The sequence below is a fragment of the Caenimonas terrae genome, from assembly GCF_042655405.1.
Taxonomy (GTDB): Bacteria; Pseudomonadota; Gammaproteobacteria; order Burkholderiales; family Burkholderiaceae_C; genus Ramlibacter; species Ramlibacter terrae_A.
Genome location: NZ_JBHSMF010000006.1, coordinates 595,658 through 610,884 on the forward strand (window position 1 = coordinate 595,658; position 15,227 = coordinate 610,884).

Consider the following 15,227-nt stretch of genomic DNA (forward strand, 5'->3'; position numbering starts at 1 on the left):
GCCCCTCTTGGGCCTCAGTCGGCTTGGGGCGGCCCGGCGCCGACTGACCGTATGCTTCTGCGCGTCATCCACGAGACCGCCTACGACTACGTGCCGCCGGTCAAGACCGCGCAGCACATGGCGCACCTCAAGCCCCGGCACGACGAGCGCCAGCAGGTGCTGAGCCACCGGCTGGCCATCGCGCCGGCGCCGGCGCTGCAGACCGAAACGATCGACGTCTACGGCAACACCCGCGCCTTCTTCAGCCTGGCGAGCGCGCACGACGAACTGACGGTGGTGGCCGACAGCGTGGTCTCCACCCGCGGCGGCGACGCGCCGGCCGCCAGCCTGCCGTGGGAGGTGGTGCGCGAGCGCATGCGCTACCACCGCAAGGCGGCCTGGGACCCGGCCAGCGAATTCGTGTTCGCCTCGCCCTACGTGCCGCGCCACGAGCATTTCCTGGCCTACGCGCGGCCCTGCTTCGCGCCGGGCCGGCCGCTGTGGGACGCGGCGCAGGCGCTGATGACGAAGATCCACAACGACTTCGAATACGAGACGGAGGCGACCGACGTCAGCACGCCGGCGCTGGAAGCGCTGGCGCTGCGCAAGGGCGTGTGCCAGGACTTCGCCCACATCATGCTCGGCTGCCTGCGCAGCCTGGGGCTGCCGGCGCGCTATGTCAGCGGCTACCTGCTGACCCAGCCGCCGCCCGGCAAGCCGCGGCTGGTGGGCGCCGATGCCTCGCATGCGTGGGTCTCGGTCTACCTGCCGGGCGCGGACCGCGCCGGCGGGACCTGGGCCGACCTCGACCCGACCAACGACCGCATGCCGGGCGAGGACTATGTGCGGCTGGCCACCGGCCGCGACTATTCCGACGTCTCGCCGATCCGCGGCGTGATCCACGGCGGCGCCAACCACACGCTGCGGGTGGCGGTCACCGTGTCGCCGGTGGAAGGCGCCGCCGGCTAGCGCGCCGCCGCGGCTCTCCTACAATCCGGTTCCGATCCCGTCCAGAGCAAGCTGGTCGACAGGCGTGCGGCGCCCGTCCCCGAACTTCAGGAGCCTCCCATGAGCGTTTACGACAAATTGCAGGACCAGGGCATCACCCTGCCGCCGGTGGCGATGCCGGCGGCGGCTTACGTGCCCTTCGTGCGCACCGGCAACCTGGTCTTCCTGTCCGGCCACATCGCCAAGAAGGACGGCAAGGCCTGGGTCGGGCAACTGGGCAGGAACATGAGCACCGACGAAGGCAAGCACGCGGCGCGCGCCATCGCCGTCGACCTGCTGGGCACGCTGCATGCGGCGGTCGGCGATCTGAACAAGGTCAAGCGCATCGTCAAGGTGATGAGCCTGGTCAACTCCACGCCCGACTACACCGAGCAGCACCTGGTGACCAACGGCGCCAGCGAGCTGTTCAGCATCGTGTTCGGCGAGTCCGGCCAGCACGCGAGAAGTGCCTTCGGAGTGGCGCAGCTCCCGATGGGCGCCTGCGTCGAGATCGAGCTGATCGCCGAAGTGGCGTAGCCATCATCCCGGGCCCGGCCCGGGATCCATCGCGCCGCGGCCGAACCAGCCGGCCAGCAGGCAGACCAGCGCGATCGCGCCCAGCGAACTCCAGGCCATCGCCGCGATGGAAGGCGGTGGTGGCGCGACCGTCATGCCGGCCACGGTGCCGGCCAGCACGACCAGCAAGACCAGCGCCAGCGCCAGCTTGCGTCCCCGCGACAGGCCGGCCCCGGACAGGAACAGCGCCAGCCCCGCCAGCGCGATCGCGGCCTCGACGGCCAGCGCCAGCGGCATCGCGTTCCACAGCCCCAGGCCCAGCCTGGCCGACGCGTCGCCGGCCAGCGGCAGCTCGGGCCGGTGCACCAGCGCATCGAGCAGCCAGTGCGAGAACGGGAAGTCGAACTGCGGCTGGTGGGTGCTGGCGTAGTCCGGCGCAATCGCCACCGATTCCCAGCCGAGGAGGACCAGCACCCAGAGCACGGCATCCAGCAGCAGCGCGGCCAGCACGAACACGCCGACATTGACGCGCCGCTGCGCCCGGCCCAGGGCCAGTGCGGCACCGACATGGCCTGCGAACATCGCTTGGCTCCTCTTGGTCCTCCTGCGGCGGAAGGCGCCAGCCGATGCTGCGCACTTCGGCGGCCAGCCGTCGGCATGGTCCCTCCTACGCTAGCGGCGCTCGGAGCGGTTGACAAGGCCCGGCCAGCCCTTGGCCGGGATCTCTTCCTGCACGAAGACCGAATCCTGGCGCGGGAAGCACTTGCCGCCCAGCCGGCTGAAGTCGCCGTCGGCCCGCGGATGCTCCACGTACTGCAGCACCTCGCCGTCCTTGACGAACACCAGCACCGAGATGTTCTCGTTGCTGCGGATGGAGGTCTTCGATTCGGCGTTCCAGCCAAAGCCCAGGGTGTTGTTGGCGGCGACGTTGTCGGCGCCCGGGGCCAGCACGCAGACCTCGTCCCATGGCCCCGGCACCGCCTCCGCCAGGTTCACCGAGCCGCCGCCGCTCAGCTGGAAGCGTCGGGCGATCTCATGCGAGAGCTCGGCGCCCGGCCGGCTGCAGGCGGCCAGCGCCGCCAGCAGCAGCAGGGAAGCGATCGGGCGGGCCATCGCGCCAGCTTAACGCGCGGCCTGGGCGGCATCGCCGCTGCGCAGGGCCTGGAAGGGATTGACCGGCTCGCCCTTCCACCACTGCTTTTCCGGGCCGAGCAGGAACACCGCGAAGTGGAGATGGGGCGCCTCGGCCGCCGCGTTGCCGGTGCTGCCCACATAGCCGATCAGGTCGCCGCGCCGCAGCGCCATCCCCTCCTTCAGGCCGTCGGCATAGCGGTCCAGGTGGGCGTAGTAGTAGGCCAGCCGGCCCTGCGGATCGAACTGGTAGGCGGTGATGCCGCCCGGCACGCTGTGGAACAGCTTGACCAGCTTGCCGTCGTCGACCGCGAACACCCGGGTGCCGCGCGCCGCCATGATGTCGATCGCCTCGTGCTTGCGCGCGCCGCGGCCCTGCTGGTAGTTGTCGCGCAAGGCGGAAGGCGGCACGCCCTCCACCGGCAGCATCGGTCGGCGCGCCGCGAGCAAAGCGGCGCCCTCGGCGCTGGATTGCGCCTGCGCCGGCTCGGGCGGAACCGCTGGCGCGTCCGCCGGCGGCGGTGCCGAAGGAGCAGCAGGGGCCTCGGCGATCGGTGGCGCCGCAGTGGGCGGCGCGACGATCGCCGGCGCCGGCGCGGGCACCGGCGCGGGCGGCTGCACTGCTGCATGCCCGGTGCGCGGATCGAGGACGACGGTGCGCGGCTGCTCGCGGCCGCAGGCCGCCAGCAGCAGCAGCGCGGTCAATGCAGCGGCGCGTCGCAGCATGTCACTCCTGGACGTCGACCGGCAGCCCCGGCTTGACCATGCTGGCCAGCCGCAGCACGTCCCAGTTGGTCAGCCGCACGCAGCCGTTGGTTTCCACCCGCGCCATCCGCGACGGCTCGTTGGTGCCATGGATGCCGGCGTGCGGCTTGCTCAGGCCCAGCCACATCAGGCCGACCGGGTTGTTGGGGCCGGCCGGCAGCTGCGCCTTGACGTCGGTCGGCTTGGCCGACTTCAGCAGCTTGGGGTCGTAGGTGAACTGAGGGTTCTTCACTTCGCTCACGATCTTCAGCCGCCCCACCGGCAGCGGATCGTCGGCGCCGCCGAAGCTCACCGGAAAGGCCGCCAGCACCTTGTCGTGCGCGCCCAGCAGGTAGAGCATCTTGTCGCTCTTGTCGATGCGGATCGAGGCCGAGGGCCCGGCCGGCCTGGCGGTGCCGCCCACGTCGGGCACGACCAGCGTGTCGCCGGCGTTGGCCGGACGGCGGCGGTTCAGGTCGGCCAGCAATTTCGGTGCGAGGTGGAAGCGCTCGGCCAGCGCCTCCTGCATCGACTCGTAGCCCAGCGCGGTCAGCTTGGCCTTTTCCATCGCGTCGGTCGGCAGCTTCTCGTAGGGACCGGCGACGTCGGCATCGGTGACCGTGTAGGTGGTGAACAGCGGCGCCGTGTCTTCCTGCAGCGCGGTCCACGTGCCTGCATCGATCTTGCCGCTGGTGGGCAGGCCGCGCGACAGCTGGAAGGCTGCGACCGCGCGCTGCAGGTTGCTGCTGAAGATGCCGTCGATTTCGCCGGAGGAGAACCAGGCGCGATCGAGCAGCACCTGGGCCCGCACCACCGCGGCACCCTTGGAGCCGATGGCCAGCGGCGGCGTCGCCGCTTCGCCACTAAGCTGCGCCGCCTGGCTGGCGGCATCGACGGGCGCTGGCGCCGCGGCGCCGGCCCTGTGGTGCCGGCTGGCGGCATGTGCCGCCGGAACGGCCAGGGACAGCGTGAGCGTGGAGGCCAGCGCGATCAGCGTGACGGCGAAGCGGCGCTGGAGCAGGCCGGCGCGAAACAGGTGGGGCATGGACAAACCGATGGTGACGATCGGGCCACGCTACGCGAAAAACGCCGCTCCCGCTGTCGGCCTGAACCGACGGCCAAGGTCAGCGCTTCGCGCGGCGCCTCACTCGATCCGCACGATGTCCGTCGGCTTGAAGCCCAGGTCGGCGGCCTTGCCCTTGCGGCCGCGCGCCGCCTTGGCGTTGTTCAGCGAGCGGATCTCCAGCGTTTCCTCGCGTTCCTTGCCGCCGCGCCCGATGCCGGCGATCTTCACGCTGCGGCTGTAGGCCGCGGCGCCGGCCAGCGTGTCCTTGGCTTCCAGGTCGATCAGCATCAAGCCGCGGCCGCCGTTGGCCATCGGCTTGAGTTCGCCGATCTCGAAGGTCAGGATGCGCCCGCCGGTCGATGCGCAGGCGACGTGCGTCGCAGGCGCGAACAAGCCGGTGGCCGCCACGCCGGCCGGCGGCGGCACGTTGGCCGGCGACGGCCGGCAGACCGTCTCGCCCTCGCCGATGCTGATGAAGGCCTTGCCGCCCTTCTGGCGCGACAGCATGTTCTCCACCGTCGCCAGGAAGCCGTAGCCGCCCGATCCGCTCACCAGCAACCAGGCGGTGGAGGCACCGGCGAAGTAATGCATCAGGTGGGTGCCCGGCTCCAGTTCGATCAGCGTCGTCAGCGGCTGGCCGTCGCCGCGCGCGCCGGGCAGCGTGGCCACCGGCACCGAATACACGCGGCCGTTGCTGCCGAAGGCCAGCAGCGTGTCCACCGTGCGGCATTCGAAGGCGCCGTACAGGCCGTCGCCGGCCTTGAAGGCGAAGCTGGCCGCCTCGTGGCCGTGGCCCTGGCGCGCCCGCACCCAGCCCTTTTGCGACACGACCACCGTCACCGGTTCGTCGATCACCTTCACTTCGGCGATGGCCTTCTTCTCGGCCTGGATCAGGGTGCGGCGGGCGTCGGCGAACAGCTTGGCGTCGGCCTCGATTTCCTTGACCATCAGGCGCTTGAGGGCCGCCGGGCTGCCCAGGATCTCGTCGAGCTTCTTCTGCTCCTCGCGCAGGTCCTTGAGGTCCTGCTCGATCCTGATCGCTTCCAGCCGCGCCAGCTGGCGCAGCCGCAGTTCCAGGATGTCCTCGGCCTGCCGGTCGCTCAGCTTGAAGCGCGCAATCAGCGCCTGCTTGGGCTCGTCGCTGCGCCGGATGATGGCGATCACTTCGTCGATGTTCAGCAGCACCAGCTGCCGGCCTTCGAGGATGTGGATGCGGTCCAGCACCTTGGTCAGGCGGTGCTGCGAGCGGCGCTGGATGGTGAGCTGGCGGAACTCGATCCACTCGCCCAGCATCTGGCGCAGCGATTTCTGCACCGGCCGGCGGTCCAGGCCGACCATCGTCATGTTGATCGGCGAGGAGGTTTCCAGGCTGGTGTGGGCCAGCAGCGTGGTGATCAGCTCCTGCTGCTCGATGCGGCTGGTCTTGGGCTCGAACACCAGGCGCACGGCGTTCTCCTTGCCGGACTCGTCGCGCACGACATCGAGCACCGACAGCACGGTCTGCTTCATCAGCGCCTGGTCGGACGAGAGCGCCTTCTTGCCGGCCTTGACCTTGGGATTGGTCAGCTCCTCGATCTCCTCCAGCACCCGCTGGGTGCTCACCCCCGGGGGCAGCTCGGTGACCACCAGCTGCCACTGGCCGCGCGCCAGTTCCTCGATCTTCCAGCGGGCCCGCACCTTCAGCGAGCCGCGGCCGCCGCGATAGGCCTCGGCGATGTCGGCCGCCGGGCTGATGATCTGGCCGCCGCCCGGATAGTCCGGGCCGGGCACGATGGCGAACAGCTCGTCGTCGGTCAGCCTGGGCGTCTTGATCAGCGCGATGCAGGCGTCCGCGATCTCGCGCAGGTTGTGGCTGGGAATCTCGGTGGCCAGACCGACGGCGATGCCGCTGGCGCCATTGAGCAGCGTGAACGGCAGGCGCGCCGGCAATTGCTGCGGCTCCTGCGTGCTGCCGTCGTAGTTGGGGATGAAGTCGACCGTGCCTTCGTCGATCTCGTCGAGCAGCAGGTTGGTGATGCGGGCCAGCCGGGCCTCGGTGTAACGCATCGCCGCCGCGCCGTCGCCGTCGCGGCTGCCGAAGTTGCCCTGGCCGTCGATCAGCGGATAGCGCTGCGAAAAATCCTGCGCCATGCGCACCAGCGCGTCGTACGCCGCCTGGTCGCCGTGCGGGTGGAAGCGGCCCAGCACGTCGCCGACCACGCGGGCGCTCTTGACCGGCTTGGCGCCGGTGGCGCCGTTGGGGCCGCCGAAGCCCAGCCCCATGCGGGACATCGAATACAGGATGCGGCGCTGCACCGGCTTCTGGCCGTCGCACACGTCGGGCAGGGCCCGGCCCTTGACCACGCTGAGCGCGTACTCGAGGTAGGCGCGCTGGGCATAGGTGGCCAGGTCCAGGCCGCTGTCGTCACTGTCGGTGGAAATCAGGTCTTGCTCCATCTGCGGCTAAGGTAAGGGTCAGGGGGAAAGAAGTTGGAACGAAGCTCAGGCCAGTTCGGCGTCGCCCAGCGACACGATGCGGCGCTCGCCGGCCTCGCGCACCTGCGCGTCAAGGCCGTCCGACATCTTCTGCAGCAAGGTCTTGGGCGCGACGTCCGTCACCGGCACCAGCGCCATCACGATGCGGAACTGCAGGAATTCGGTGGGCGCAGCCGGCAGCGGCTCCTTCAGCCCCGCCACCAGGATGCGGCTGGCGAAGTTGGCGGCGCCTTCGGCCAGGCCCACGCCCTCGCACAGGACGCCGATGCGCGAATGGCTCAGGCGCGCGGCCACGTCGCCCTCCACCACGGACTGCCGGATGCGGTTGGCCGCCACCAGCACCGCCGACTCGGCCACCTCGGGACCGAACTGCGAATAGAGCTGGTGCAGGTTCTCGATGTGGACCAGCAGCAGCACGCTGGGGTGGCCATAGCGGCGCATCAGGTTGCGCACGGCGTGCACGCGCTCGTAGAACACCAGCGGCGCCGCCAGGCCGGTAAGCGGGTCCACCATGTTGCGGGCATCCATCCGCACCCGGGTTTCGCTCAGGATGCGGCTGCGCCAGATGGCGGTGAGGTGGGTCAGCGCGGCCCAGGCCGTCAGGCAGGCGGCCAGCGGCAGCGCCGGATCCGGCACGTTGTCCAGCGAGCGCCAGCCCAGCCAGGCGACGCCGGCAGCGAGGGCGCTGCAACTGGCGGCCAGCCACACGATCCAGGGCTGGCTTTGCGGCCATGCCCGCAGCAGCAGCAGCATGGTGATCGCCGTCCAGGCGGCGGCGCCCGGCAGCAGCACGTTGTAGCCCAGCGCCGCTGTGGCCAGCGCCGCGGCCGGCAGCACGCCCATGCACAGCACCGTCATCCAGCGCCGCGGGTTGCGCACCGCGCCGGCATGCGACACCAGGTCGCGCACCTGCAGGCCGGCAAAGGCCAGCAACAGCAGCAGCGCCGTCTGCGCCAGCGCCGTGCGGCCGGCGTCGAGCACCGCGGCGGCGATCACGCCCAGCATGGTGGCGCCGGCGTGCAGCAGCAGGCCGCGCTCGCGGTAGGCGTTGGCCATCACCACGCTGAAGCAGACGACCATCACCTGGGCGCCGGCCAGCAGGCTCAGGGCGACCAGCGGGTCCGCGTGCTCATTCACGTTCGAGGGGCGCCGGGTCGGGCGCCGCGGCCAGCGGCAGGCCGGTGGGCAGGTTGCCCCGGCCCACGGCGCCTCCCACCGGCAGTTCCATCCGGATGCGCAGCGGCGCCCGGTCCGCCATCTGCGGCGGCGCTGCCGGCTTGAGCAGGGTGTACAGCTGCATCACGGTCTTGACGTAGTTGCGCGTCTCGCGGTAGTTGGGAATGCGGTTGCCGGCGCGCTGCACCGCGCCCTCGCCGGCGTTGTAGGCGGCCAGCGCCAGCTCCAGCTGGCCGGGGAACAGCCGGATCAGGTCGCTGAGGTAACGGCTGCCGGTGCGGATGTTGGTGCGCGGGTCGGCCAGCTTCTGGTCCAGCGTGCGCTTGCGGTCGCCGGCCAGGCCGTAGCGCTGCGCGGTGGCCGGCAGCACCTGCATCAGGCCGATCGCGCCCTTGGGCGAGACGGCGTCCACGTCGAAGCCGGATTCGGTGGCGATCAGCGCCTGCAGCAGTTCGTAATCGATGCCCTGCGCGCTGGACGCCTCGCGCAGGTGCCTCCGCACTTGCAGGTAGCCCGGCGCCTTCTCGATGTAGGCCAGTAGCCGGGGCGGCGCGCCGCCTGCCGCCGGCGGCGGCGCCGCCAGCCCCTGGCTGGTGTCGAAGCTCTGGCCGCCGCGGTAGAACAGCTGGTAGCGCTCGTCCACCTTCTCGGCGGCGAAATGGGCCACGCCCTTGTCGTCCACGAAGCCGTAGATGTCGGCGTGCGCCAGCGGCAGCAGCCCCGTCATCAGCGCGAGCACGGCCAGCAGCTTCCTCATGCGTGCATCTCCAGGCCGAGGCTGCGGCGGCCGCTGAATTCGGATTGCAGCATCGACATCACCACCAGCGACTCGTAGCCGGCCGCGACCTTGACGGCGTCGCGCAGCCGGCCTTCCACCACGAAGCCCTCGCTGTCGTACAGCGCCTGGGCCCGGCTGTTGCCTTCCTTCACGTCCAGCCACAGCCGGTGCGCGCGCAGGTCGTCGAAGGCCACCTTCTTGGCCACCCGCAGCGCGGCGCGGCCGTAGCCGGCGCCCTTGCTCTGGACCACCATGCGCTTCAGTTCCAGCGACTGGTTCTGGCTGCGGCAGCCGATCAGGATCAGGAAGCCGACCGCGTCCAGGCCGGCGCCGCCCTCGATGACGAAGTGGCGGAAGTCCGGAAAGCGGATCGCCGCCTCGTGCTGGGTGCGCTCCCAGGGCGTGATGAACTGCAGGTTCTGCGGATCGTTTTCCAGCGACAGCACGTACTCGATGTCGCTGCTCATGGTCGGGCGCAGCCGCACCCGGGCGGTCGCGCGTGAAGGGGAACTGGCGGCGAAGTTGGCGGCTGTCATGCGGCGCTCCGGTGCGGGCTCAGACGTCGATCTCCACGGCGTCGCCGTGCAGTTCCATGAGCTCGCGGCGCGAGGCGGCTTCGCCCTTGCCCATGAGCTTGGTGATCAGGTTCTCGGTCTGCAGGAAATCGGTGGCGCCCAGTTCCACCATCAGCAGCCGGCGGGTGTCGGGATTGAGCGTCGTTTCCCACAGCTGTTCCGCGCTCATCTCGCCCAGCCCCTTGAAGCGGCTGATGCTCCAGGCGTTTTCCTTCACGCCTTCCTTGCGCAGCTTGTCCAGGATGGCCGTCAGCTCGCCTTCGTCCAGCGCATAGCTCTTGGAGGCCGGCTTCTTGCCGCGGGCCGGCGCATCGACGCGGAACAGCGGCGGCCGCGCCACGTACAGGTGGCCGGTCTCGATCAGCTTGGGGAAGTGGCGGAAGAACAGTGTCAGCAGCAGCACCTGGATGTGCGAGCCGTCGACGTCGGCGTCCGACAGGATGCAGACCTTGCCGTAGCGCAGGCCGCTCATGTCCGGCGTGTCGTTGGGGCCGTGCGGATCGACGCCGATGGCCACCGCGATGTCGTGGATCTCGGTGTTGGCGAACAGGCGGTCGCGCTCCACCTCCCAGGTATTGAGCACCTTGCCGCGCAGCGGCAGCACGGCCTGCGATTCCTTGTCGCGGCCCATCTTGGCCGAGCCGCCGGCCGAATCGCCCTCTACCAGGAACACCTCGTTGTGGCTGATGTCCTTGCTCTCGCAATCGGTGAGCTTGCCGGGCAGCACGGCGACGCCCGAGCCCTTGCGCTTTTCCACCTTCTGGCCGGCCTTCTGCCGCACCTGCGCCGCGCGGATCGCCAGCTCGGCGAGCTTGCGGCCGTATTCCACGTGCTGGTTCAGCCACAGTTCAAGCGCGGGACGCACGAAGCTGGAGACCAGCCGCACGGCGTCGCGCGAGTTCAGGCGCTCCTTGATCTGCCCCTGGAACTGCGGGTCCAGCACCTTGGCGGACAGCACATAGGAAGCGCGGGCGAACACGTCCTCCGGCAGCAGCTTGACGCCCTTGGGCAGCAGCGAGTGCAGCTCGATGAAGCTCTTGACCGCGGTGAAGAGGCCGTCGCGCAGGCCGCTCTCGTGGGTGCCACCGGCGCTGGTGGGGATCAGGTTGACGTAGCTCTCGCGCACCGGCTGGCCGTCCTCGGTGAAGGCGACGCACCACTGCGCGCCCTCGCCCTCGGCGAAGTTCTCGTTGCTGTCGGCGAAGCCCTCGCCCTCGAACAGCGGGATCACCGGATCGGCATTGAGCGTCTGCATCAGGTAGTCGCGCAGGCCGCCCTTGTACTGCCAGCTCTGGGTCTCCTTGGTCTTCTCGTTGACCAGGGAGACCGTGACGCCGGGCATCAGCACCGCCTTGCTGCGCAGCAGGTGGGCCAGTTCCGCCATCGGCAACTGCGCAGTCTCGAAGTACTTGGGGTCGATCCACACCCGCACCGTGGTGCCCTGGCGGCGGTCGCCCTCGGCCATCTTGCGCAGCTGCAGCTGTTCGGCGACGTCGCCGGCCTCGAACACCAGCCGGGCGACCATGCCTTCGCGGTGGGTCGTCACCTCCAGCCGCTTGGCCAGCGCGTTGGTGACGGAGACGCCGACGCCGTGCAGGCCGCCGGAGAAGCTGTAGGCGCCGCCCTTGCCCTTGTCGAACTTGCCGCCGGCGTGCAGCCGGGTGAAGACCAGCTCCAGCACCGGCGCGTTCTCCTCGGGGTGCATGCCGAACGGGATGCCGCGGCCGTCGTCCTCGATGCTGACCGAGCCGTCCGGATGCAGGATCACCTTGATCCGCTTGCCGTGGCCGGCCAGCGCCTCGTCGGCCGCGTTGTCCAGTACTTCCTGGATCACGTGCAGCGGGTTGTCGGTGCGCGTGTACATGCCCGGCCGCTGCTTGACCGGCTCCAGGCCCTTGAGGACGCGGATCGAGCCTTCTGAATAGTCGCTGGGTGGTTTGACTGCCATGTTGCGGCGGATTGTAGACCCGGCATCCGGAAATGACTGGATGAACGTACAGCCGGCCATTCATGCACTGCGGTCATCAGCGGCCGCAAAAACTTTCAAGGGACCGGGCCACGGCCATTCGCTAAAGTCGCGGGATGCCGAACGCGCCTGCCTCCCCCCGCCTGTCCATGCTGCAGGTGCTCGCCTGCGGCGCCGCCATCGTCACCCTGTCGATGGGCATCCGCCACGGCTTCGGCCTGTGGCTGCAGCCGATCACCCAGGCCCAGGGCTGGACCCGCGAGAACTTCGCTTTCGCCATCGCCATCCAGAACCTGGCGTGGGGCTGCTTCGGCATCTTCGCCGGCATGGTGGCGGACCGCTTCGGCGCCTTCCGGGTGATCGTTGGCGGCGCGCTCCTGTATGCGGCCGGCCTGGCCGGCATGGCGCTGGCGCCCACCGTCTTCACCTTCACGCTGACGGCCGGCATCCTGATCGGCGCGGCCCAGGCCGGAACGACCTACGCCGTGGTCTACGGGATCATCGGCCGCCAGATCGACCCGGCAAGACGGTCCTGGGCGATGGGCGTGGCGGCCGCCGCCGGCTCGTTCGGGCAGTTCCTGATGGTGCCGGTGGAGGGTCTGCTGATCGCCAACCTGGGCTGGCAGCAGGCGCTGCTGGCGCTCAGCCTGGCGGTGCTGCTGGTCGCGCCGCTGGCCTTCGGCCTGCGCGAACCGGGCTTCGCCGGCGCCGCTGCGCCCAGGCGCGAGCAGACCATCATGCAGGCGCTGCGCGAAGCATTGAAATACCCCAGCTTCCAGCTGCTGATGGCCGGTTACTTCGTCTGCGGCTTCCAGGTGGTGTTCATCGGCGTGCACATGCCCAGCTACCTCCGGGACAAGGGCCTGTCGCCGCAGGTGGCCAGCTACGCGCTGGCGCTGATCGGCCTGTTCAACGTGTTCGGCACCTACATCGCCGGCGTGCTCGGCCAGAAGCTGGCCAAGCGCAAGATCCTGGCCTTCATCTACATCGCGCGCTCGGTGGCGATCGCCCTCTTCCTGGCGCTGCCGCTGTCGCCGCTGTCGGTCTACCTGTTCAGCGCGGTGATGGGCCTGCTGTGGCTGTCCACGGTGCCGGTGACCAACGCCTCGGTGGCCGGCATCTTCGGCGTCTCCCACCTGTCGATGCTCAGCGGCTTCGTGTTCTTCAGCCACCAGATCGGCTCCTTCATGGGCGTCTGGCTGGGCGGCCTGCTGTACGACCGCACCGGCAGCTACGACATCGTCTGGTACATCGCGATCGCACTGGGCGTGTTCGCGGCGCTGGTGAACCTGCCGGTGCGCGAGGCGCCGATCGCGCGCGCCCCGCTGCCGCAGGGGGCATGAAGTGCGCATGACGGCCCGCAAGCTGCTGGCCTATGCCGGCGCCGTCGCCGCCCTGCTTGCGGTGTTTGCCCTGTATACGCGGCCGCAGATCATGGTCACACTGGCCGACCAGATCTGGTCCTGCTTCCACTAAGTGCAATGAACGTCACCATCATCACCGGCGCCTCCGACGGCATCGGCGCCGAAATGGCGCGCCAGCTCGCGGCGGCGCGCGGCAAGAACGCGGCGCTGGTGCTGGCCGCGCGCAGCCAGGACAAGCTCGACGCGGTCGCCGCCGAGTGCCAGGCGCTGGGCGCGCAGACGCTGGTGGTGAGCATGGACGTGCGCGACGAGCAGCAGTGCCGCTCGCTGGTGGACCTGGCGGTGTCGCGCTTCCGCAAGATCGACGCGCTGATCAACAACGCCGGCGTGTCGGCGCAAGCCCTGTTCGCCGACGTCAAGCCGGCCGACCTGCACTGGTACGAAGACCTGATGAAGGTGAACCTGTGGGGCAGCGTGTGGTGCACCCATGCGGCCCTGCATTCGCTCAAGGCGTCCAGGGGCCGGATCGTCGCCGTCTCCTCGCTGGCCGGCCTGGTCGGGGTGCCGGGGCGCACCGCGTACAGCGCCACCAAGTTCGCCATGACCGGATTCTTCGAAGCGCTGCGCACCGAACTCAAGAGTTCGGGGGTGAGCGTCACCACCGCGTACCCCGGCGTGGTCGCCACCCAGATCCGCCACCGCGGCCTGAACGCCAGGGGCGTCGCCGCCGGCTCCAGCGGCCTGAAGGAAGACGACGCGATGAGCGTGCAGGAATGCGCGCGGCTGATCCTCAAGGGCATGGCCGGCCGCCGGCGCGAGGTGGTCATGACCGCCAGAGGCAAGCTCGGGCGTTTCGTCAAGCTGGTGGCGCCGGGCCGGGTCGAGGACATGGCGCTGGCGGCGCTCAAGGACGACGTCCGCCCGACATGAGCACGCCGCACGGAACGGAAAGCCCGTCGTCCTGGGTGCAGCGTTGGGCCCACCTGGTTCCCGCCGGCGGCCCGGTGCTGGACCTGGCCTGCGGCCACGGCCGCCACCTGCGCTTCTTCGCCGCGCGCGGCCATCCGGTGACCGGCGTGGACCGTTCGCCGCAAGCGATCGCCGAGGTCGCGGGCCTGGGCGAGGCGCTGCTGGCCGACATCGAGAACGGTCCCTGGCCCCTGCCCGGCCGCCGCTTCGCCGGCGTGGTCGTCACCAACTACCTCTGGCGGCCGCTGCTTCCCGCCATCGTGGACAGCGTCGCGCCGGGCGGCGTGCTGCTTTACGAAACTTTTGCCGCCGGCAACGAGTCAGTCGGCAAGCCCTCGCGGCCCGATTTCCTGCTGCAGCCCGGCGAGTTGCTGCGGGTTTGCCCGGGCCTGCGGGTGGTGGGATACGAGGACGGGTTCATCGGGCAGCCCGAGCGCTTCGTCCAGCGGATCGCGGCGGTGCGTGCGCTGCCGGATGAGCCCGTGCCGCGCTACCGATTGCCATCCGCCTGAGGCCCTAAAATGCGTGTTTCCCGACAAATCCCGACATGACACCGATTACAGGCAGCATCGTGGCGCTGGCGACCCCGATGCTTGAAGACGGCAGCGTCGACTATGCCGCGCTGCGCAAGCTGGTGGACTGGCACATCGCCGAGGGGACGGACTGCATCGGCGTGGTCGGCACCACCGGCGAGTCGCCCACGGTCAGCGTGGAGGAACACCAGGAGATCATCCGGGTGTCGGTCGAACAGGCCCGCGGCCGGGTGCCGATCATGGCCGGCTGCGGCGCCAACTCCACCCGCGAGGCGATCGAGCTGGCCCGCTACGCGCAGAAGATCGGCGCGGACTGCCAGCTGCAGGTCGTGCCCTACTACAACAAGCCGACCCAGGAAGGCCAGTACCAGCACTTCAAGGCCATCGCCGAAGCCACCGGCGACCTGCCCATCGTGCTGTACAACGTCCCCGGCCGCACGGTCGCGGACATGGCGCACGAGACGGTGCTGCGGCTGGCGCAGGTGCCCGGCATCGTCGGCATCAAGGAAGCGACCGGCGACATCGCGCGCGCGCAGTGGCTGATCCGCGACCTGCCGCCGGCCTTCTCGGTCTATTCCGGCGACGACCCGACGGCCGTGGCGCTGATGCTGTGCGGCGGCAAGGGCAACGTCAGCGTGACCGCCAACATCGCGCCCAGGCTGATGCACGAGCTGTGCGTGGCGGCGGTGGCCGGCGACTCCAGGACGGCGATGGCCATCCAGCGCAAGCTGATGCCGGTGCACAAGCACCTGTTCGTCGAGGCCAACCCGATTCCGCTCAAGTGGGCGATGGCCCGCATGGGCCTGTGCGGCCCGGCCATGCGCCTGCCGATGACGCCGCTGTCGCAGTCCAATGCGCCGGTGGTGGAAGCAGCGCTGCGCGAATGCGGCCTGTTGTCCTGAACGCCTTGTATTGATCATTCCGAAGGATCCTGAAGTGAAGCAAACTGCAAAACTCGCCCTGTTGAC

At 69.9% G+C, this 15,227-nt stretch carries 16 protein-coding genes; 7 read left to right on the forward strand and 9 right to left on the reverse strand.

What is annotated here, in order from left to right; all coding sequences use genetic code 11:
• Positions 1-51 precede the first annotated feature (51 nt).
• Together ACFPOE_RS09685 and ACFPOE_RS09690 are read left to right on the forward strand one after the other, a co-directional pair.
• Entirely contained in the window at positions 52-948 is an 897-nt protein-coding gene (locus ACFPOE_RS09685; RefSeq protein WP_376849877.1) for a transglutaminase family protein, read from the forward strand.
• Positions 949-1,047: 99 nt separating this feature from the next.
• Entirely contained in the window at positions 1,048-1,503 is a 456-nt protein-coding gene (locus tag ACFPOE_RS09690; protein ID WP_376849878.1) for a RidA family protein, read from the forward strand.
• 3 nt (positions 1,504-1,506) lie between these two features.
• Here the strand turns inward: ACFPOE_RS09690 and ACFPOE_RS09695 are convergent, their stop codons facing one another.
• From ACFPOE_RS09695 to ACFPOE_RS09735, 9 genes are all read right to left on the reverse strand, one after another.
• Entirely contained in the window at positions 1,507-2,064 is a 558-nt protein-coding gene (locus ACFPOE_RS09695; RefSeq protein WP_376849879.1) for a hypothetical protein, read from the reverse strand.
• Between the two features lie 90 nt (positions 2,065-2,154).
• Positions 2,155-2,595 (reverse strand): hypothetical protein, encoded by a 441-nt coding sequence (locus tag ACFPOE_RS09700; protein ID WP_376849880.1) that lies wholly within the window; start codon positions 2,593-2,595, stop codon positions 2,155-2,157.
• 9 nt (positions 2,596-2,604) lie between these two features.
• Entirely contained in the window at positions 2,605-3,339 is a 735-nt protein-coding gene (locus ACFPOE_RS09705; protein ID WP_376849881.1) for a M23 family metallopeptidase, read from the reverse strand.
• Position 3,340: 1 nt separating this feature from the next.
• On the reverse strand, positions 3,341-4,402 hold the full coding sequence (locus tag ACFPOE_RS09710; RefSeq protein WP_376849882.1) for a L,D-transpeptidase family protein: 1,062 nt from the start codon (positions 4,400-4,402) through the stop codon (positions 3,341-3,343).
• 99 nt (positions 4,403-4,501) lie between these two features.
• Positions 4,502-6,859: a DNA topoisomerase IV subunit A gene (gene parC / locus ACFPOE_RS09715; RefSeq protein ID WP_376849883.1), complete on the reverse strand. Its 2,358-nt coding sequence runs from the start codon at positions 6,857-6,859 to the stop codon at positions 4,502-4,504.
• A 45-nt stretch (positions 6,860-6,904) separates the two neighbouring features.
• A complete protein-coding gene (locus ACFPOE_RS09720; RefSeq protein WP_376849884.1) occupies positions 6,905-8,035 on the reverse strand; it encodes a diguanylate cyclase domain-containing protein in 1,131 nt (376 codons plus the stop codon).
• Complete coding sequence (locus ACFPOE_RS09725) at positions 8,028-8,831, reverse strand: lytic transglycosylase domain-containing protein (RefSeq protein ID WP_376849885.1); 804 nt, start codon at positions 8,829-8,831, stop codon at positions 8,028-8,030. Before ACFPOE_RS09725 ends, ACFPOE_RS09720 begins: the two co-directional genes overlap by 8 nt.
• On the reverse strand, positions 8,828-9,388 hold the full coding sequence (locus ACFPOE_RS09730) for a GNAT family N-acetyltransferase (protein WP_376849886.1): 561 nt from the start codon (positions 9,386-9,388) through the stop codon (positions 8,828-8,830). The genes ACFPOE_RS09725 and ACFPOE_RS09730 overlap by 4 nt, the downstream gene beginning before the upstream one ends.
• A gap of 19 nt (positions 9,389-9,407) precedes the next feature.
• Positions 9,408-11,375: a DNA topoisomerase IV subunit B gene (locus ACFPOE_RS09735; RefSeq protein WP_376849887.1), complete on the reverse strand. Its 1,968-nt coding sequence runs from the start codon at positions 11,373-11,375 to the stop codon at positions 9,408-9,410.
• A gap of 134 nt (positions 11,376-11,509) precedes the next feature.
• On the opposite strand from ACFPOE_RS09735, the gene ACFPOE_RS09740 reads away from it, so the two are divergent.
• The 5 genes from ACFPOE_RS09740 to dapA are packed head-to-tail and all read left to right on the forward strand — an operon-like array spanning position 11,510 to position 15,161.
• The gene (locus ACFPOE_RS09740) at positions 11,510-12,736 is read left to right on the forward strand and encodes an MFS transporter (protein WP_376849888.1); all 1,227 of its coding nucleotides are present in this window, start codon (positions 11,510-11,512) and stop codon (positions 12,734-12,736) included.
• A gap of 7 nt (positions 12,737-12,743) precedes the next feature.
• Positions 12,744-12,869, forward strand: a complete 126-nt coding sequence (locus ACFPOE_RS09745; protein WP_376849889.1) for a hypothetical protein — start codon at positions 12,744-12,746, stop codon at positions 12,867-12,869.
• Between the two features lie 5 nt (positions 12,870-12,874).
• Positions 12,875-13,687: an SDR family oxidoreductase gene (locus ACFPOE_RS09750; protein WP_376849890.1), complete on the forward strand. Its 813-nt coding sequence runs from the start codon at positions 12,875-12,877 to the stop codon at positions 13,685-13,687.
• The gene (locus ACFPOE_RS09755) at positions 13,684-14,238 is read left to right on the forward strand and encodes a class I SAM-dependent methyltransferase (RefSeq protein WP_376849891.1); all 555 of its coding nucleotides are present in this window, start codon (positions 13,684-13,686) and stop codon (positions 14,236-14,238) included. Before ACFPOE_RS09750 ends, ACFPOE_RS09755 begins: the two co-directional genes overlap by 4 nt.
• Before the next feature lie 35 nt (positions 14,239-14,273).
• On the forward strand, positions 14,274-15,161 hold the full coding sequence (dapA, locus tag ACFPOE_RS09760) for a 4-hydroxy-tetrahydrodipicolinate synthase (RefSeq protein WP_376849892.1): 888 nt from the start codon (positions 14,274-14,276) through the stop codon (positions 15,159-15,161).
• The last annotated feature ends 66 nt before the right edge of the window (positions 15,162-15,227 follow it).